Origin of the sequence: Sphingomonas sp. (assembly GCF_036269755.1) — a bacterium.
In the GTDB taxonomy this organism is placed as follows: domain Bacteria; phylum Pseudomonadota; class Alphaproteobacteria; order Sphingomonadales; family Sphingomonadaceae; genus Sphingomonas.
The window spans coordinates 58,937-77,555 of the sequence record NZ_DATBDV010000020.1 but is presented as its reverse complement, the minus strand read 5'-3'; the positions used below and the strand labels follow the sequence as shown (position 1 = coordinate 77,555).

The 18,619-nt window shown below is 65.8% G+C and carries 18 protein-coding genes and 1 tRNA gene; 4 read left to right on the top strand and 15 right to left on the bottom strand.

The window, feature by feature from the left end:
- Window positions 1–7 precede the first annotated feature (7 nt).
- From VH326_RS13205 to hslV, 9 genes are all read right to left on the bottom strand, one after another.
- A complete protein-coding gene (locus VH326_RS13205; protein ID WP_329632301.1) occupies window positions 8–691 on the bottom strand; it encodes a Fe2+-dependent dioxygenase in 684 nt (227 codons plus the stop codon).
- Window positions 685–1,371, bottom strand: coding sequence for a tetratricopeptide repeat protein (locus VH326_RS13200; RefSeq protein WP_329632300.1), 687 nt, complete (start codon window positions 1,369–1,371; stop codon window positions 685–687). Before VH326_RS13200 ends, VH326_RS13205 begins: the two co-directional genes overlap by 7 nt.
- Window positions 1,368–3,860: a TonB-dependent receptor gene (locus VH326_RS13195; protein ID WP_329632299.1), complete on the bottom strand. Its 2,493-nt coding sequence runs from the start codon at window positions 3,858–3,860 to the stop codon at window positions 1,368–1,370. The genes VH326_RS13200 and VH326_RS13195 overlap by 4 nt, the downstream gene beginning before the upstream one ends.
- A 54-nt stretch (window positions 3,861–3,914) precedes the next feature.
- Complete coding sequence (locus VH326_RS13190) at window positions 3,915–4,187, bottom strand: ribbon-helix-helix domain-containing protein (protein WP_329632298.1); 273 nt, start codon at window positions 4,185–4,187, stop codon at window positions 3,915–3,917.
- Window positions 4,188–4,228: 41 nt separating this feature from the next.
- Window positions 4,229–5,758, bottom strand: a complete 1,530-nt coding sequence (locus VH326_RS13185) for a metallophosphoesterase (RefSeq protein ID WP_329632297.1) — start codon at window positions 5,756–5,758, stop codon at window positions 4,229–4,231.
- A 91-nt stretch (window positions 5,759–5,849) separates the two neighbouring features.
- Window positions 5,850–7,673 carry a cobaltochelatase subunit CobT gene (gene cobT, locus VH326_RS13180; RefSeq protein WP_329632296.1) on the bottom strand — a complete coding sequence of 608 codons (1,824 nt, stop codon included), beginning with the start codon at window positions 7,671–7,673 and terminating at the stop codon, window positions 5,850–5,852.
- A gap of 13 nt (window positions 7,674–7,686) precedes the next feature.
- Window positions 7,687–8,565 carry a hypothetical protein gene (locus tag VH326_RS13175; RefSeq protein ID WP_329632295.1) on the bottom strand — a complete coding sequence of 293 codons (879 nt, stop codon included), beginning with the start codon at window positions 8,563–8,565 and terminating at the stop codon, window positions 7,687–7,689.
- A gap of 4 nt (window positions 8,566–8,569) precedes the next feature.
- Entirely contained in the window at window positions 8,570–9,574 is a 1,005-nt protein-coding gene (gene cobS / locus VH326_RS13170) for a cobaltochelatase subunit CobS (RefSeq protein WP_329632294.1), read from the bottom strand.
- 131 nt (window positions 9,575–9,705) lie between these two features.
- Window positions 9,706–10,254: an ATP-dependent protease subunit HslV gene (gene hslV / locus VH326_RS13165; RefSeq protein WP_329632293.1), complete on the bottom strand. Its 549-nt coding sequence runs from the start codon at window positions 10,252–10,254 to the stop codon at window positions 9,706–9,708.
- Between hslV and VH326_RS13160 the strand changes: the two genes are divergently transcribed.
- Window positions 10,244–11,047, top strand: a complete 804-nt coding sequence (locus VH326_RS13160; protein ID WP_329632292.1) for a Yip1 family protein — start codon at window positions 10,244–10,246, stop codon at window positions 11,045–11,047. The genes hslV and VH326_RS13160 overlap by 11 nt on opposite strands.
- Window positions 11,048–11,162: 115 nt before the next feature.
- On the opposite strand, the gene VH326_RS13155 is transcribed toward VH326_RS13160, so the two are convergent.
- Together VH326_RS13155 and VH326_RS13150 are read right to left on the bottom strand one after the other, a co-directional pair.
- Window positions 11,163–11,576 (bottom strand): holin family protein, encoded by a 414-nt coding sequence (locus VH326_RS13155; RefSeq protein ID WP_329632291.1) that lies wholly within the window; start codon window positions 11,574–11,576, stop codon window positions 11,163–11,165.
- A gap of 111 nt (window positions 11,577–11,687) precedes the next feature.
- Complete coding sequence (locus VH326_RS13150; protein ID WP_329632290.1) at window positions 11,688–13,019, bottom strand: Nramp family divalent metal transporter; 1,332 nt, start codon at window positions 13,017–13,019, stop codon at window positions 11,688–11,690.
- 493 nt (window positions 13,020–13,512) lie between these two features.
- On the opposite strand from VH326_RS13150, the gene VH326_RS13145 reads away from it, so the two are divergent.
- Window positions 13,513–13,917 carry a DUF2147 domain-containing protein gene (locus VH326_RS13145; RefSeq protein ID WP_329632289.1) on the top strand — a complete coding sequence of 135 codons (405 nt, stop codon included), beginning with the start codon at window positions 13,513–13,515 and terminating at the stop codon, window positions 13,915–13,917.
- A gap of 39 nt (window positions 13,918–13,956) precedes the next feature.
- Here VH326_RS13145 and VH326_RS13140 read toward each other — a convergent pair whose 3' ends face one another.
- Window positions 13,957–14,580, bottom strand: coding sequence for a DNA-3-methyladenine glycosylase 2 family protein (locus tag VH326_RS13140; protein ID WP_329632288.1), 624 nt, complete (start codon window positions 14,578–14,580; stop codon window positions 13,957–13,959).
- A gap of 69 nt (window positions 14,581–14,649) precedes the next feature.
- Between VH326_RS13140 and VH326_RS13135 the strand changes: the two genes are divergently transcribed.
- Window positions 14,650–14,967, top strand: a complete 318-nt coding sequence (locus VH326_RS13135) for a 2Fe-2S iron-sulfur cluster-binding protein (protein ID WP_329632287.1) — start codon at window positions 14,650–14,652, stop codon at window positions 14,965–14,967.
- Between the two features lie 82 nt (window positions 14,968–15,049).
- Here VH326_RS13135 and VH326_RS13130 read toward each other — a convergent pair whose 3' ends face one another.
- The 3 genes from VH326_RS13130 to VH326_RS13120 all read right to left on the bottom strand — a co-directional run bounded on the left by VH326_RS13130 (window position 15,050) and on the right by VH326_RS13120 (window position 18,208).
- The gene (locus tag VH326_RS13130; protein WP_329632286.1) at window positions 15,050–15,769 is read right to left on the bottom strand and encodes a hypothetical protein; all 720 of its coding nucleotides are present in this window, start codon (window positions 15,767–15,769) and stop codon (window positions 15,050–15,052) included.
- Between the two features lie 3 nt (window positions 15,770–15,772).
- The gene (gene rlmB, locus VH326_RS13125) at window positions 15,773–16,537 is read right to left on the bottom strand and encodes a 23S rRNA (guanosine(2251)-2'-O)-methyltransferase RlmB (protein ID WP_329632285.1); all 765 of its coding nucleotides are present in this window, start codon (window positions 16,535–16,537) and stop codon (window positions 15,773–15,775) included.
- Window positions 16,538–16,612: 75 nt separating this feature from the next.
- Entirely contained in the window at window positions 16,613–18,208 is a 1,596-nt protein-coding gene (locus tag VH326_RS13120) for a M20/M25/M40 family metallo-hydrolase (protein ID WP_329632284.1), read from the bottom strand.
- 163 nt (window positions 18,209–18,371) lie between these two features.
- On the opposite strand from VH326_RS13120, the gene VH326_RS13115 reads away from it, so the two are divergent.
- A tRNA-Tyr gene (locus tag VH326_RS13115) sits at window positions 18,372–18,457 on the top strand.
- The last annotated feature ends 162 nt before the right edge of the window (window positions 18,458–18,619 follow it).

Here is an 18,619-nt window from a genome sequence, read left to right as displayed (position 1 = left end):
CTTGTCTTCAAGCCTCAGCCCAACGCCGTAGCAGGTTATGATAGGTGCCAGTCAGCCGCACTGCGGCCGGGTCGTTCGCGCCAATCTGGGCGGCGATGTCCTGCACCGCTTGGTCGAGCTCGAACAAGATGCGGCGCGCACCGTCGTCGCGGACCATCGACTGCACCCAAAAGAAGGACGCGACGCGCGTGCCGCGAGTCACTGGCTCGACGCGGTGCACGCTCGACGCGGGGTACAGTACCATGTGCCCGGCGGGGCGCTTGATGCGTCGCTCGCCGAAGCTGCCCTCGATCACCAGCTCGCCACCGTCATAATCGTCGGGATCGGCGAGGAAGAGCGTCGCCGACAGGTCGCTGCGCACCCGAAAGTCGCTGCTGCGGCGGATGCGAATCGCGCTGTCGACATGCGCGCCGAACGCGTCGCCGCCGGCATAGCGGTTGAATAGCGGCGGATAGACTTTGAGCGGAAGCGCGGCGGCGACGAACAACGCATTCGCCGACAGCGCGTCGAGCACGAGGTTCCCCGCCTCACGCGCGGTCGCGGAGTCCTCAGGCAGTTGTTCGTTCTTCTTGGCTAACGCCGACTGGTGCCCGGAGCTCGCGTTGCCGTCGATCCATCCGGCGCCATCGATCAAGCCGCGCACTCTGGCGACGCCGGCTGCGTCGAGCACGTCGGGGATGGCGATCAACATTCAGCGGCACCCCGCTCGATTGCGGCACGCCCGCGCGCGCGAAACGCCGGCACCGACGAAGCATCGAGGAACGCCGCCGCCTTGGTGACGAAGGCCGCGGTCGCGCTCGCCCCGGAGCGCTCGATCCAGCGCAGCGCTTCCTCGGTCCGGCCCTTCGCCCCGAGCATCCGGGCGTGGTTGAACATCCCGCGAAAATCGCCGCCCGCCGCGGCGCGCGCGTAGAGCTTGGCCGCCTTCGCTACGTCGCGCGCGACGACCCAACCATCCTCGTGGAAGCTGCCGACGAAGTTGACCGCCTTGGCGTTTCCCATCCGCGCGGCCTTCTCGAACCAGCCGAGCGCCGTCGCCTTGTCCTCCGCCACGCCTTGGCCGAGCGCCAGCAAGGTCGCGTAATTGTACATCGCCCAGTCGAGCCCCTGTTCGGCCGCTATTCGAAAGCATTCGGCGGCGCGAGTCTTGTCGATGCGCACGCCCCAGCCGAGATCGTAGCAGCGCCCGACCATGTTGAGCGCCATCTTGTGCCCCTGCGCCGCCGCCTTCACGAACCAGCCGAATCCCGCCCGCGCGTCGCGCGCGACATGCACGCCGTCGAGCAGCATCTGGCCGTACAGCGCCTGCGCCTCCGCCTCGCCGTCATCGGCAAACGCGATGATATCGGCTAGGCTCAGCGCGGGGGTCAAAACTTGAACTCCACTGTGCCGAATACCGTCCGCCCAGGCGCAATCGTGGCATAATGGTTGGTGTAGACTTGCGAGAAATACGCCTTGTCGGTCAGGTTCTGCGCGTTGACGCTGAGCTGGACATGATCGGTCAAACGATAGGCGACCCGTGCGTCGAAGCGCCAATAGGCCGGGACGCCGCGCGACAATATCCTGGTCGCCGGTGTAACGGTAACGACACCCGCACTGTCCTGCGTGGCGGCGCGATTGTCGGCATAGCCGCCATATTGCCGATCCATGAAGAACGCGCCGCCGCCGATCGTGAAGCGCTTGGTGACGTCGAACGAAGTCCACAAAGTAATCGAATTGCGCGCGGTCTGCGGCACCTGGCGACCGGTGTTGACCGACGGCACCAGCACGGTCTTCGCCGCTTGCCCCGCCACCGCCGGCGCGGTGAGCGCGGTAAAGCCCGCATCGACGATCCTCGCATCGAGGAAGGTGTAGCCGCCGAACACGCTCCAGCCGGGCAGGATCGCCCCGTTGGCAGTGAATTCGACGCCGCGGATCCTCGTCTTGCCGAGGAACGCGACATTGTTGTCGGCGTCGATGACGCGCGCATTGTCGATCCTGGTCTCGAACACCGCGAGCCCGAGCGCGAGCTTGTCGTGGAGCAGGCTACCCTTGGCGCCGACCTCATACGTTCTGGTCTTTTGGACCTTGAGGGTGTCGAGCAGGACCAGGTTGGCCGCGCTTCCGCCGGTCGGCAGCGCATTGTCCTCACGCCCCTCCCCCAGCAGCGTGTTGGGCGGCGTCGCCGCCGTGGCGTAGCTCGCGTAGAGGCTGGTATCCTTGCTCGGCTTGAACACCAGACCCGCCTGCCAGTTGAACAGTTCGTCGGTGCGCGACAGCTTGACGCTGGTGGTCGCGGCATAGGCTTGGCCCGGCGTCAGTACCGACGTGAACCGATCGAACCGCGCGCCGAGATTGATAATCAGCCGCGGCGTCAGCGTGATCGAATCGAAGCCGTAGACGCTGATCGTGCTGGCGTCGTTCTGCGTCTCCTCGATCGGCAGCGACTTGACGATCGGCGACACCGTGGCCGAGGTGTCGCTCGCGTAATTCACCCACGGATCGTTCGGGTTCGGCGCGAACAGGCTGGTGCAATAATAACGCGCGACGGTGTCGGCGTTGCAGCGCGGACTGATCGTCGAACCGGCCGACAATTGCTCGACCCCAGACGCGTTGAGATAGCCGCGCGTGACGAACGTGCCGCGACGCGCCTTTTCCCAGGAGAATTCGCTGCCGATCGCGAAGCTGTGTTTGACGCCGCCGGTGGCGAAGGTGCCGTAGAGATCGATCTGGTCGGTCAGGCCGGTCGAATAGCCGTAGCGCGTGTTGGCGCGGCGCCAGGCCTGGCCGCTGTTGTAGACGTTGCCGGTGCTGTCGTCGGGCAGCAGGTAGATATAGGCCTGATCGCTGCGGCTGAACCGCGCGGTGTTGCGCAGCGTGACCGATCCGAAATCGTGCTCCACCCGCAGCGTCGCCTGGTTGGTCGTCGCATCGCGGAAATCGCGGTCGGCGAGCCCGTAGAACGTGCTGCGATCGACCACGCCGGCCCGGCCATTGGCGAGCGTCACGTGGCCGAGCGCGGGCGAAGTGAAGATCTCTCCCGCCCCCGGCGCGTTGGCGATCGTGTAGAGATAGGGCAGTCCGCTGTCGGGAAGTTCGTGGCTTTCGAGATAGTAATAGCTCGCGGTCAGCCGGGTCGCGGTACGGAGGCCGATCGTCAGCGACGGCGCCACGCCCCAGCGCCGCGACCAGATCGCGTCGCGCCCCGCCACGTCCTGATCGTGCCACAGCCCCTCGACACGGAATGCCACGCCAGGAAGGAGCTGGATGTTGAGGTCACCAGAAATCCGCTTGTATTCCGCATTGCCGTAGCTCGCGGCGATGCTGCCGAAATCGCCCATCTGCGGCAGCTTTGAGATGATGTTGATCGTACCGCCCGCCGACCCGCGTCCGCCCAGCGTCGAATCCGATCCGCGCACGATCTGGATCGAATCGACCGCGAAGGTCTCGCGAGTCTGCGACGACAGATCGCGCACGCCGTCGACATAGATCGACCCTTGGCTGTCGAACCCGCGGATGAACGGACGGTCACCGATCGGATTGCCGCCTTCCGCCGCGCCGAAGGTGATGCCGGGAACGGTGCGCAATGCGCCTTGCAGCGAGTCCGATCCGGTCTCCTCGATCACCTTGCCGGGGATGACGATGATCGACTTCGGCGTGTCGACGACCGGCGCAACGTCCTTCGGCCCCGAGTCCTGCTTGATGCGCTTGCCGTTGATGACGATGTCGCGATGGTCTTGGCCGTCATCGTCACCATCGTTCGCCGGGAGCGGATCGGGGCCGCCGGACGCGAACGCCGGGTGCGTCGCGAAGGCGCCGACGCACGACAAGGCCAGGAAAGCCGGCCTGGCGACGCTGCGGGCGGCATTGTTGCGAGTCACTCTTATCTCCCTTGCCGGGAGATTCGCTATTGAGAGTCGTTCGCAGTGTCAACGCTATTGAGAATAATTCTCATTTCGCGCATCGCCCAGCACCCAGCTGCGCAGCGCGCTGGCGAGGTTGGGCGGATTGCGCGCCTCGATGCGCAAGGCGTCGATCGCCGCGACCAGCGCCGACAGCGGCAACCCTCGCGCCCGCGCCGCCTCGTCGAGCGCTTGCCAGAAAACGGGTTCGAGCGTGATCGACGTTTGGTGGCCGGCAATGGTGATCGAGCGTTTGACGGGGCCTGTGAAGCCACCCGGGGGTGCGATGACGGCGGGATCGACCATCGATCGGGCTTATCCCGTCGCCGTCCTGCTGTCCAAGATCGTCAAGCGATCGTGGAGGTCTTGGGAAATCCCGCCACCGCCGCGCCGCTGCCGTCGGCCGCGACCGCGTAATAGGTCGCGACGGCGCTGGCCGGGCCGCCGACATTGCGCGTCGCCTTCACCATCGTGAAGCCGTGGTCGTAAACGTTGGCGCCGTGGGCGGCACGGGTCTGCACGACGATATCGGGGTTGTAGACGACGTCCGGCGTCGCCGGCCCATAGGGCTTATCGATATCGAGCATCGGGAAAGCCGAGTGGCCGACGCACGCGCCGTACGGAACCCAGCGAAACAGGTCGGCGAGCGGATTGCCGTTGACCGTGGATTTCGCGATGGCCGCCTGATCATAGACTTCGAGCACGTGCTCGTGACCCCAGAACCATGCGAGCACGGTGCCGGGAGCGACGCTCGCCAGCTGCCGTTGCAGGTTCACGTTGTATGAGGCCATCGGCATCGCCGATCGCGCTTGGGCGAAGTTGAAACCCGCCGCCTGCGCAGCGACATCGCCCGGCACGTCGGTGCCACCGACGGTGCCGGGACCGGTTCCGATGCCTTCGCACGCCGACCAGGCCTGGTGATGCGAGAACAGCAGGACCGAGCGGTTGGCCGCGTTCGCCTGGCTCAACTGGTAGAGGTGCCAGGCCGCCTCGGTGTCGTTGAGCCGCGTGGTGTCGTCGGCGACCCGGAACAGATCGCTGTCGTGGTAGCCGGTGTCCATCCCTTGAAGCTGCAACCACGAATTGGAGAGCGCGAAGAAGCTGGCCTGTTGCACCGGCGCGGGAGCTGTGGGCGAAGCGGGGAAGGCGGCATCCGCATTGACCTTGCCGAGCGCAGCGTAGAACGGTGCGCCCTTGGTGTAATAATCGTGATTCCCCGGCAGGTTGTAGATCGGCGCACGACATCCGGTGGCGGCCCGGGCGTTGGCGATCAGGCCGAGATAATTGGCCTCCATCTCCCCCATCGTACCGGCATAATAGAGGTCGCCGACATGGACGATGACGTCGGGCATCTGCTTCATCATCTCGGCCACGACGATTGCGGCGACCGATTGCCCGGTGCCCCAATCGCCGAGAATGCCGACAGTCAGTTCGTCCTGTTCGGGGAGCGCGTAGACGAAGCTGTTGTCGGGCGGGGTCGGCGCGGCGACATAATTCATCGCGCTGAGATCCCAGTAAAGGTATTCGGCCGCGGCGCCGGCCCAGCCGGTAACGTCGCAGCTCGACATCTTGTATTCGCTGAGAATCTCTTCCCTTGCCGCGGTATCGCCGCTCAGCACGGCGTCGATATAGGCGACTCGCATCGCCGTGCATTCATGCGAGAAAAAACCCGCCGATTGGAGCGCCATGGTATCGAGCGGCGCTCGGGGGGCGGGCGAACGATAGCGCGGCACGGTTTCCAGCGCGGCGGTGATCGCGGCGACTGGATCGTCGACCGCCGCGGCTCCGAACACGTCGTGCCCTGCCGCAGCCTGCGCGGCGACGATCGACTGGACGACCGAGTGCGGCGCCGAATGGAAGCTCTTGATGTGTGGCATGATACCCCCCGCTTTACGGCCGACTATTGTCGGATGATCAAGTCTATCCGACACCCCATAGGGAGTCGATGGCCGCTTTTCGTAAGCGTGATTATGGCTTGTCGAACAGCGCCGCGAGCTGTTCGATGATCGTACCGCCCAATTGGTCGGCGTCCATGATGGTCACTGCGCGTTCGTAATAGCGCGTGACGTCGTGGCCGATCCCGATCGCCACGAGCTCGACCGGCGAGCGGCTTTCGATCCAGCCGATCACCTGGCGCAGGTGGCGCTCCAGATAGCTTCCGCTGTTCACGCTCAGCGTCGAATCGTCGACCGGCGCGCCGTCCGAAATGACCATCAGGATCTTGCGCTCCTCGGCGCGCGCGATCAGCCGGTTGTGCGCCCATAACAGCGCCTCGCCGTCGATATTCTCCTTGAGCAGACCTTCGCGCATCATCAGCCCGAGGCTCGCCTTGGCGCGGCGCCACGGCTCGTCGGCCTGCTTGTAGAGGATGTGGCGCACGTCGTTGAGCCGCCCCGGTTGCGGCGGGCGCCCTGCAGCGAGCCAGCTTTCGCGCGCCTGCCCACCCTTCCAGGCACGCGTGGTGAAGCCCAATATCTCTGTCTTGACCCCGCACCGTTCGAGCGTCCGCGCGAGGATGTCGGCGCTGATCGCCGCGATCGAGATCGGCCGGCCGCGCATCGATCCCGAATTGTCGATCAGCAACGTGACGATCGTGTCCTTGAACTCGGTCTCGCGCTCGACCTTGTAGCTGAGCGACGAGCCGGGGCTGACGATCACGCGCGCCAGCCGCGCGGCGTCGAGCAGCCCTTCTTCCTGGTCGAAGTCCCAGCTGCGGTTCTGCTGCGCCATCAATCGCCGCTGTAGCCGGTTGGCGAGCTTGGTCACCGCCCCCTGCAGATGGACGAGCTGCTGGTCGAGGTACGAGCGTAGTCGAGTCAATTCCTCGGCATCGCACAATTCGGTCGCCGCGATCACTTCGTCGAACTGCGTGGTCCACGGTCTGTAGTCGAAATGCGGCGACAAATCGGTGAACGGCCGATTGGGGCGCACGGGGAGCATCCCCTCCTCGCCCTCGCCATCCGCCTCGCCATCGGACTCCTCATAATCGTCGTCGCCGCTTTCGCTGCCTTCGCCGTCGTCGCTTTCCGACTCCGACGGCTCGCCGCGCGCCTCGACATCGCCCTGGCCCTGTTCGCCCTGGTCTTCGCCCTCGTCGCCCTGCTCCTGCTCGTCGGTGCCTTCGTCGTCGGCGCCCCCTTCGTCGCTATCCTCAGGCACCTGGTCACCCTCGACCAGTTCGAGATCCTCGAGCAGCTTGGTCGCGAGGCTCGCAAACGCGCGCTGGTCGTCGAGCGCGAGCCGCAGCGCGTCGAGGTCGCCGCCCGCTTTCTCCTCGATCCATTCGCGCACCAGCGTCAGCCCCGGCTGTGCGATCACGGGCGCCTCCTCCCCCGTCAGCCGTTCGCGCACGAGCAGCCCGATCGCGGTCGGTAGCGGCACTTCATCGCGGCTGCGCGCGCGCGTGATCGGGTCGGTGCGCAGTCGCTGGTCGAGCGCGTGCGCCAGATTGTCGGAGATCCCCGCATAGCCGCGCGACCCCAGCGCCTCGACGCGGGCGCTCTCGGCGGCATCGAACACCGCCCGCGCCACCGCGTCCCCCGGCGCCGCTCTCAGGTGGAGCGCGGCATTGTGGTGCCGGAGCCGAAGCGCGAACCCGTCCGCAAACCCGCGCGCCTCGGCAACCTGGTCGGCCGGCAAGGTCCGCGCCGGCATCGGCACCTTGATATGCTTGCCCGACTGCGCCGGCGCATCCGCGGTGAACGCCAGCTCGACCTCGGGCTCGTTCGCCAACGCCCGCGACGCGCCGCCGAGCACGGTCTTGAATCGATCGAGGGGGGAGTCGGCGGGCATGTGCAGCAAGGAGTCAATAATAGCGGACGCGATAAGCCGTTTCAGTCGCCACCGGAATGAATTCGCCGGTCTCGGCGCCCCGCCAATCTAGCGTGACGGCACCCGTCGCGCTGTCATATGCCTTGATCGTGATAGGAACCCCGTAAATATTGGCCTGAGCCGGCAGACCGCGGCGAGCATCTACTCGGTTGATCGGCGTCGCCGAATACTGGCCGGCGCTCAGGGTTGTGAACTTCGTGGATTTCCCTTTTTGGCGCAGATCGAGCGCAAACCAGAAAACGCCGTTTTTCGTCCCTGAATAGATTATCGAAATTCTGTCATTGTCGCCCGAAACCGGCATGTTCTCACGTACATCGAAGGCGACCGGCGCGATTGGTTGCGCGACGCGCGCCGAAGGAGAACCTCCGCGTAATTCAAAGCCCATGTCCAGCCGGCCATCTCCGTCGGCATCAGCCAGGCAATATTGCTGATCGCTCCGCGACCGCATGAATTTGCCCAGCAGACCCAACATCATGGTGCCGGCGGGGCTGTCCTCGATTTCGCGAGGAGAACAATACGCAACGACGGCCTCATTCCGCAGGCCGGGAACATTGCGTAGTGCGACGCGGACGAGCGGGGAATCCGTGAAAAGAGTCTTAGCATGTCCATCCAGCGGCAGCCTCACGTCGGTCGATAGATGAGCGACCTGCCCCCAGACCAAGGCGGCTTTGAAGACGATATCACCGTTGGTGTAGCTGTGATCCCCAGAAGGCATGCCGCTGACCAGGAACCCTTGGCCGGTTGATCCAAGTACATCGGTGGCCGGGCTGGCAGCGGTCGGCAATATCGCCAAGCTGCAGAGCAGCAGACCCGTTCCAACCGTCCCCACCGTCCGCCAGCTTGCCGCTACCATGCCTTTACCCCTTCCCCACCACGCTCTCCGGCAAATCCTTGCCGAACACACGCTGGTAATATTCCGCCACCAGCGACCGTTCCGCCTCGTCGCATTTGTTGAGGAAGCTCAACCGGAACGCGAAGCCGATATCGTCGAAGATCATCGCGTTCTGCGCCCAGGTGATGACGGTGCGCGGGCTCATTACGGTCGAGATGTCGCCGTTGACGAAGCCCTTGCGCGTCAGGTCGGCGACGCGGACCATGTTGTCGACGATCGCCTTGCCTTCGGGCTTGTCGTATTCGCCCGATTTGGCGAGCACGATCTGCGCCTCGACCTGCGCCGGCAGATAGTTGAGCCCGACGACGATGTTCCAGCGGTCCATCTGGCCCTGGTTGATCGCCTGCGTCCCGTGATAGAGCCCGCTGGTATCGCCGAGCCCGACGGTGTTGGCGGTGGCGAACAGCCGAAACCATGGGTTCGGGCGGATCACGCGGTTCTGGTCGAGCAGGGTGAGCTTGCCCTCGGTCTCCAGCACGCGCTGGATCACGAACATCACGTCCGGACGGCCTGCGTCATATTCGTCGAACACCAGAGCGGTCGGGGTCTGCAGCGCCCAGGGCAGTAGGCCCTCGCGGAATTCGGTGACCTGCTGCCCCTCGCGAAGCACGATCGCGTCGCGGCCGATCAGGTCGATCCGGCTGATATGCGCGTCGAGGTTGATTCGGATGCACGGCCAGTTGAGCCGCGCCGCGACTTGTTCGATATGGGTCGACTTTCCGGTGCCGTGATAGCCCTGGACCATCACCCGGCGATTATGCGCGAACCCGGCGCAGATCGCGAGCGTGGTGTCGGCGTCGAACACGTAGGCCGGGTCGAGATCGGGGACTCGCTCGTCGGCTTCGCTGAACGCCGGCACCTGCATGTCCGAATCGATCCCGAACAGGTCGCGCACTGATTTCATCTGGTCGGGCGCGTCGAGCACCGTCGTCTCGCGGCTGTCTGGCTGAGTGTTGGGGATGTCGGTCATCGTCTCTTCCTTCGCAGGGACGCTCTAAACGCTCGAACCGCGAAGTCGAGACTCGTTGTGCGATGCAACGCGTCTCCGGCGCGTGGCGGGACTCTCGGCGGCAGCGGCCCCGGCCTTCGCCGGGCGGCGGGCTAAGTCGCGCTGTCCAAGCTCTCCACGGTCAGCCGGTCGTTGGTGTAGACACAGACCTCGGCCGCGATCTTCATCGCCTTGCGGCAGATCGTCTCGGCATCGTCCTCATAGTCGACCAGCGCCCGCGCGGCGGCGAGCGCGTAGTTGCCGCCCGATCCGATCGCGGCGATCCCGGCTTCGGGCTCGAGCACGTCGCCATTGCCTGTCAGGATCAGCGTCACCTCCTTGTCGGCGACGATCATCATCGCCTCCAAGTTGCGCAGATACTTGTCGGTGCGCCAGTCCTTGGCGAGCTCGACCGCGGCGCGCATCAAATGGCCATTGTGGCGCTCGAGCTTGGCCTCGAGCCGCTCGAACAGGGTGAAGGCGTCGGCGGTCGCGCCAGCGAACCCGCCGATCACCGATCCGTCGCCCAGCGTCCGCACCTTCTTCGCGTTGGGCTTCATCACGGTCTGCCCGGCCGAGACCTGGCCGTCGCCGATGACGATCACCTTGCCGTTCTTGCGCACCGAGAGGATCGTCGTGCCGTGCCAGATTATGTCGCTCATGCCCGACCATGTAGGGACAGGTTGCGGTTGCGCAACAGAGCGCGCAGGATGTCGCGTCGATCCAATTATCGCGTTGCGTAACAAGAGTAGGACCAAGCAACGAAGACCGAAGGGGGGACCATCCATGGCCAGCGAATTTCCCGACGAGCCCGGGGGCGTTCCGCCGCAGCCTGTAACGCCAAGTGCACCTGCGGGAGCTGGTGGCGGGATGATCGGGCGGATCCAGCGGCTGGTGCTCAACCCCGTCAGCGAGTGGCCCGCCATCGACGCCGAACCAATGCCCGCCAAATCGCTGTTTCTGTCCTGGGCGGTGCCGCTCGCCGCGATTGGACCGATCGCCGCCGTCATCGGCTTCTTACTCTTCGCCGGCAGCTTCTTCACGACCTTTGCGGTGATCTACGCATTGGTTTGGTATGCCTTGTCGCTCGCAGCGACCTGGGCGATGGCATTGGCGGTCGACGCGCTGGCACCCAATTTCGGCGGCGCGAAGAATTTCGACCAGGCGATGAAGCTAACCTGCTTTTCACTCACGCCCGCTTGGCTTGCCGCTGTCCTAAGCCTGGCCCCGTCGCTGGCCTGGATCGGTTTGCTGATCGGGCTTTACAGCATCTATCTCCTGTGGGTCGGTCTCCCAATCCTGATGAAATCGCCCGCCGACAAGGCCCCGGGCTACGTCGTCGTCGCTGGCATCATCGGTATGATCCTGATGTTCGCGGCGCACGAGATAGCGGTCCAGATCGCCGCTCGGTTCCTCATCTCCAGCGTCTTTGGCGGCATGGCCCTTCCAACCTGATCCCGATGGCGGCCGGCGGCGCAGTGTTTTCGGTGACACCGGGCGGGCGCCGGCGGGCCTCACCGCCGGCGGATGCCGCAAAGGTCAAACCAGGGTCACACTATCGAGCACCGCGTCATTTGTCGGTGCCGTTCGCCTTCCCCCATTGCCGCGCGACGGTGTAGCCGAGATAGCCCGTACCGAAGAGCGCGTAGAGCGGCTCGGGAATGCCGTTGAGATAGGCGTTCATTCCGCCCGCAATGTCCTTTGCTATTTGCGGCTGCGCGGCGGCGATCAGCCCCATCGGGATTGCCCACAACAGCAACGCGTACATCACGTAGAGGAAGCTCGGGCGCGCGCGGCTGGTCCATGGATCGGCCGACTGCGCCTCGGCCATGATCGCCGAAATTTGCGTCTTGGTCGCCTCCATCTCCTGGCTGCCCTGAAGCTCCAGCAGCTTGAGCTTGGCTTCGTCGCGCGCCTTGGGGTCGGGGATGAGCTTGTCGAGGATGCCCGCAATCGGACCGATGATTCCGTCGAGGATCGCCATATTCGTTCTCCTGGTGAGTGAAACGAATCACGGATAACCTATCTGGTTAGGTGTAGGAAAACGAAAAATGCGGGCGGGGATCGTCTCTCCCGGCCGTCATGCCGAAGATGGCTAGATCGCGGCGATCCGGACCAACAGCGTCACGTTCAGGACCACGATCATCGCCGCGACCAGCCACGCCGCTACGCGCAACGCCACAGGGCTGGCGAATTCCCCCATCAGCGTCTTGTCGCTGGTGAACGCGACCAGCGGGATCACCGCGAACGGCAGTTGCAGGCTGAGCACGACTTGGCTCAGCACCAGCAGGCTGGTCGTCGCGGCTTCGCCCGCCACGGCAATCACCCCCACCGCGGGGACGATCGCCAGCAATCGCGTGACAAGTTGCCGCCCCCAGAGCGGCAAGCGCAGGTCGAGGAACCCCTCCATCGCGATTTGGCCGGCAAGCGTGCCGGTGACGGTCGAATTCTGTCCCGAGGCGAGCAGCGCCAGCGCGAACACCACGCTCGCAGCACCCGCGCCGAGCATCGGCGACAACAGCCGGTACGCTTCCTCGATATCGGCGACCCCGGTGCGCCCGGCGCTGTGAAAGGTCGCGGCGGCGAGGATCAGGATCGCCGCGTTGATCAGGAACGCGAAGCCTAGCGCGATCACCGTATCGGCGGTTGCGTAACGGATCGCGCTTCGTCGGTCGCCCTGCGCGATCGCGCGGGTCTGCACCACCGACGAATGCAAATAGAGGTTGTGCGGCATCACCGTCGCGCCGAGGATGCCGATTGCGATGTACAGCATCGCCGGGTTGGCGAAGATCTCGCCGCGCGGCACGAACCCGGCGGCCACCGCGCCCCAAATCGGCCGCGCCAGCCACACTTCGTAGGCGAAGCAGCCGGCGACGACGACGAGCAGGGTCGCGACGAATGCCTCGAGCTTCCGAAACCCGAAACGCTGGAGCGCGAGCAGGAGCATCACGTCGAACGCGGTGATGATCACTCCCAACAGCAGCGGCAGGCCGAACAGCAGTTTGAGCGCGACCGCGGTGCCGAGCACTTCGGCGAGATCGCATGCGATGATAGCCAGCTCGCACAGCACCCATAAAGCGAGGTTGGTCGTGCGCGAGAAACGCGCGCGGCATGCTTGCGCGAGGTCGAGCCCGGCGGCGATGCCGAGCCGTGCCGACAAGGTCTGGAGCAGGATCGCCATCAGGCTCGAGGCGAGCACGACGCTGAGCAAGGTATAGCCGAACGCCGACCCGCCGGCGAGATCGGTCGCCCAATTGCCGGGGTCCATATAGCCGACCGCGACCAGATAGCCCGGCCCGACGAACGCCATCAGCCGCCGCCAGAAACCGCGCGGCACGGCGATGCTCGCATGGCTTTCCGCCAGCGACGGACGCGGCGGCGCAAAGCCGCGCTCGTCTATCGCATCGCTGGTCGGCGGTGGCGTCACTTGGTCCCCTTGGCGATCATGCCGCCGTACGCATCGGCGCGTCGGGTGGTTGCATCGCCAACGCCAAATGTCGAGGCGGCCAGGAAAGCCCCTACCCTTCAGGAGCGCCGAGTCGGCCATGGCCCCAGCATGGCCTGAACGGTGCGGGGCATCGTTCACCCGGTGCTGGGTTGGGGTGGGGCAGTCACTGAGCGATAGGTTCTACGAGACGCCCCCCAACCCCTTAGTCGACATGGTTCGAGTAGAAGCGGACATTGCCCCAGGCCGGTAGAACAAATCGTCATGCGCGGCGCCGGGCGCGAAGTTGAGCGTGTAGAAGTGATAGCCGGGAGACGAATCGGCGCAAACCGGGCGCGGGCTGGAGAAACTGGACCGCAATTTCCGCGTCGCTCGCCCCGGCAAAGGCGCTTTCTCTCGTCACTCGCGCTTACCCCCTGGAAGCACGGGCTAAATCGTCCACGCGCGCGGCGCAATCACCTGTTATGGCTGGGCGATGATCCGATGTATCCTTGCAGGACTTTCGCTCGCCGCGCTGACCGCCGCCGCGCCCGCCACTACGATCGCGGGCCGCTGGCTGACTCCGGATGGCAGCGCGGTGATTGCGATCGCGCCATGCGGACCGAGCCTCTGCGGGCACATCGCGCGCGTGATCAAGGGACCGCCCAGCGGCCCGGCGGTCGACTCGAACAACCCCGACCCGAAGCTACGGACGCGGCCTCTGGTGGGCGTGCCGATCCTGACCGCCTTGGTGCCGGACGGCGACAGCTGGACGGGACGTGTCTACGACCCCAAGGGCGGCCGGACCTATCGCGCGATCGTCGCCCGCGACGGCGCGAAGCTGAAGGTCCAGGGGTGCATCGCGTTCATCTGCAAGACGATGCTGTGGACGCCTGCCTAGGCAACTTAGCCCCTCCCCTGAAGCGGAGGGGCTAATTAATTAAATCACCGCCATGTCGACCTTGTAATGGTGCCACGCCAGGATCGCCGCCGCACCCCGGTGCGGGCGCCAGGCTTCCGCCAAGTCGCGGATCGCCTTCTCGCTCGGGCGCACATCATGACCGAGGATGCGGCCGATCTCGATCTGCACCGCAAGGTCCCCGGCTGGCCAGACGTCGGCCCGACCTTCCGCGAACAGCAGATATATTTCGGCCGACCAGCGCCCGATCCCCTTGACCTGGGCCAGCTTGGCGATCGCTTCCTCGTCATCGGCGGGCAGGTGCGCGAGGTCGAGCCGGCCGCTCGTCACTTCCTCGGCGAGGCTGCGCGCATAGCTCGCTTTCTGCCGCGACAGCCCGGCCGCGCGGAGTTGTTCGTCGCTTGCCCTGGCGACGTTCGCCGGGTCCTCGAGGTCGCCGCATTGCTCCTCAAGCTTGCGCCAGATCGACGCGGCGGCGGCGACGCTGACTTGCTGTCCCACGATCGTGCGGAGCAACGTGCCGTACCCACGCTCGCGCACGCGCGGTTCGGGATAGCCCGCACGCTCGACGGCGCGTGCGAAGGCCGGATCGATTGCAGCCAGCGCGTCGCACGCGGCGCGGATGCTGTCGCGAGTCGTCACCATGCAGCGCGACCTTGATTGCGCACGCCCGCCAAGGCATGGCGCGGGGCGACCGGACTAGAGAGGAATGCCATGCCCCAGCTTATCGTCGTCAAGCGCGACGGGGAAGAACAGGAAATCACGGGACAGGCCGGCCTTTCGGTGATGGAAGTGATCCGCGACGCCGGGATCGACGAAGTGCTGGCGTTGTGCGGCGGCTGCTGCAGCTGCGCGACCTGCCACGTCCATGTCGACCCGGAATTTGCGCCCAAACTCACGCCGATGGGCGAGGACGAGAACGACTTGCTCGATTCGTCGTCGGACCGCGATGCGACCAGCCGGCTGTCGTGCCAGATCGAGTTCACCGATGCGCTCGATGGGTTGCGGGTGAGGATCGCGGAAGAGGACTGATTCCGTCGCCCGGGCGGAGGCCGGGGCCGCGATTTGTTGAAGAACGCCGACGGCCCCGGCCTTCGCCGGGGGCGACGAATGGTCACTTGAACCGCAACACCGCCATCGGCGCGGTCGAGCTCAGCGGCGTCGCCTTCCACGCGATCGTGGTGCGGCCGCCCACAGTCTTGACCCCGTCCTCGTTGTTCTGGCTCACGACTTCGGCGTCGGTGTCGAGCGTGAACACGCCGTCGAGCTTGCTCGCCGCCCTGGCCGCGTCACTGCCGCCCATCTCCATCCCCGCGCCTTGCGCCTTGGCGTCGTTGGCGAAGCCCGGCGCCTTAACCCGCGCGGTGCCGTTGGCGCGAAGCTCGACCGCGATGAACGGAATGATGATCCCGGCGTCGATATTGTACGGAAACAGAAAGGTATGATCGAGCTTGCCGCCGATCTGATAGTCGATCATGAACTTGTTGTTGCCGAGATACTCGACCTTGCGGAACCCCGCTTCCTTCGACAGCGCCTCGGCAACCGCGCGGTTCGCGGCGTCCTTGTCCTCCTTGGGCTCCGCCGGCGCGGGTTTGGCGGGGGTCTTCTGCCAGCCGACCGGCTGAGTCGAAGCCGGCTTGTCGCCGTCGCCCGGCATGTCCTTCATCATCTGGTCCATGTCGAGGCCGTACACCTCTCCGACATAGGCGTAGGTGAAGCCGCGGTCAGCGTTGATCGTCAGCGTCGAGGTGAACTTGCCCGGCGCGAGCAAGCAGGAGGCGAGCAGCATCGACGCGAGCAGCGCCAGCGCGAGGCGAGTCATCCGTAGCGTCATCGATCAATCCCCCGCATGGTCGCGCGCCGCCACCGCATAGAGCGCGATCGCGGCGGCGTTCGATACGTTCAAGCTTTCCATTCGCGACGAGATCGGCAGCCGCGCGAGCTGGTCGCAATGCTGCGCGGTGTTGTGCCGCATCCCCTCGCCCTCGGCGCCGAGCACCAGCGCCACGCGCGCCTTGCCGATCGCGGTCGCCAGCGTCTCGGGCGCCTCGCCGGCGAGCCCGATCCGCCAAAAATTGGCCTCCGCGATCTCCTCCAGCGCGCGCGCCAGATTGACGACGCGTACCCACGGCACGATCTCGAGCGCGCCCGATGCGGCGCGCGCGAGCGCCCCGCTTTCCGGCGGCGAGTGGCGGTCCTGCGTGACGATGCCGAGCGCGTCGAACGCCGCCGCCGAGCGCAGGATCGCGCCGACATTGTGCGGATCGGTGACCTGGTCGAGCACCAACAGCGGGCGATTGTCGCCCTCCCCCGCGCCTTGCTGGAGCAAGTCGCCGAGCCAGGTATCCTCGAGCGGATCGACCTCCGCCACCAGTCCCTGATGCGGCGCGTCGGCCGGCACCAGCCGGCCGAGATCGGCGACGTCGGCGAAGGTGACGGGCACGCTCGCGGGTACGTCGATGCCGCTCATGCCCTCCCGCGTCGCCCACAGCTTGCGGACGGTGCGCTCGGGGTTGGCAAGCGCCGCGCTCACAGCGTGACGGCCCCAGAAGCGCGGGCGCGATGCCGGCGCCTTGGATGGGCGGTGGCCCTTGCGCGCCACTAGTTTACCGTCGTGCCGGCGAAGGCCTGCACCGCTGTATGACAGGGCGGCCCCGGCCTCCGCCGGGGTGACGATCTACTCATTCCCATACGCGTACGGGTCGGTCTTGACCGGCTGGGTCGGCAGCGGCGGCCTTGGCAGCGCGTCGCCGTTCGCCGCATTCCATAGGAACGCCGCGAGGATCACCGAGGCCTGGCGCATATCATCGCCCTTCAGATGATCGAACGTGTCGAGCGAGCTGTGGTGGATTCGGCTATCGTAATCGAGCGGGTCCTGGATGAACTGGAACCCGGGCAGCCCGACCGCCTGCATGAACACGTGGTCGGTGCCGCCGGTCTTGCGGATCACCACCGACGATGCGCCCATCGAATTGAACGGCGTCAGCCATTCCTTGAAGATCGGCACCACCGCCGGGTTATTCTCGGCATAGATGCCGCGCAATTTGCCCGATCCGTTGTCGATGTTGAAATAGGCCGCCATTTTCGACCATTCGGGCTTGGTGCTGATCGGCCAGCGATTGCTCCAGCCTATATAGCGCGCAAGGCCCGTCGCGCTGGCATCGCCGCCGCGCGTCACGAAATGGTTCTCGACATAGGCCAGGCTGCCGAGCAGCCCCTGTTCCTCGCCCGCCCAGAGTGCGAAGCGGATGGTGCGCTTGGGCCGCGGCATCTTGGCGAGGATCCGCGCCGCCTCCATGATCATCGCACTGCCGGCGCCATTGTCCGCCGCACCGTCGCCCGCCACCCAAGAATCGAGGTGCGCGCCAGCCATCACGTAGCTGCCGTCCTTGGCGCTGCCCGGAATGTCGGCGATGATGTCGTAGGCGTTGGGGTCGCTGTCGTCGAAGCGCACATCGTTGGCGATCGACACGGTCGGCGCGAGACCGAGCCCTGCGAGCCGTGCAAGCCTGCGGTAATCCTCCGCCGCGATTTCGACCCCCGGCGTCTTCACCGTATCGCCAACCCCGAACAGATAGCCTTCGCCGTGAACCAGTTTGCCGTCGTTGCGCGACTTGGTGGCGTAAGCGACCACGCCCTCTTCCTGCAGGAACGCGTCCATCGCTTTGGCGAAGCCGAGCCGCTTGACCCCGCGGTCGGCGGCGTCGGGGTCGTATCGGGGTTGCTGGAACTGGTCGAGCTTGGCGATGTCTTCGTCGGTGTAGCGCTTGAACGCCGCCTCGCCGGGCTCCGAGCCGGTATCGGGCCTCGTCACCAGTACGATCTTGCCCTTGAGCTTGCCGCGCCACTTGGCGAAGTCGGCCGGGCTGGTCAGCGGCGCGACCATGACTTCGCCGGTCACCGTGCCATTGGTCGAGGGCGTCCAGGCGATCGGGATCGCGGTCAGCTGGATCGGGCGCGGGCTCGTCATCCGCACGCTCGAGCTTTCGATCCACCAGCCGCGGCCGAACGCGAAGCCTTCCTTGTGGACGCTCTGCAGTCCCCATTCGCGGAACTTGCCCGACGTCCAGTCCTCCGCCTTGCGCATCCCCGGCGAGTTGGTCAGCCGCGGGCCGATCCGGTCCGCCAAATATTCGGCGGTATCCATCACCTGGCTATGGTTGAAGCCTTCGTCGATGATGCGGTTGATCACCGGGTAATCGGTCGCCGATTGCGACGCGGCGGGAACGAGAAGAGCGGCGGCCGCGAGCGCGGCGACGAGCAATTTGCGCATGAAGAGCTTTCCCCTGGGAGGCGACGAACGCTGCGCACGCTATTGCCGCGTGCGGCGACGCGCAAGGCCGGCGATCCCCGCGTTGACAGCGCGGCACGGCTTGGGCATTGGGCGCCCTCTCGCAGCAGCGAGCGACCAGTCCCGACAAGGGGCGACGACCTGGGGACAGGTGGCCGAGTGGTTAAAGGCAGCAGACTGTAAATCTGCCCGTGCAAGCGTACGCTGGTTCGAATCCAGCCCTGTCCACCACCGTTGACGCGAATAGCGATTGCCCGCGGCGCAGTGGCAATTTCAATCCTGGCCGCCGCCAATCGGTCCCGAGCCGGTCCAAACAGGCAGACGCCGCTCTGCCGTCAGCTCAGCCGCAAAAAAAGAACGCCGCCCCCGGCCGAAGCCGGGAGCGGCGCTCCT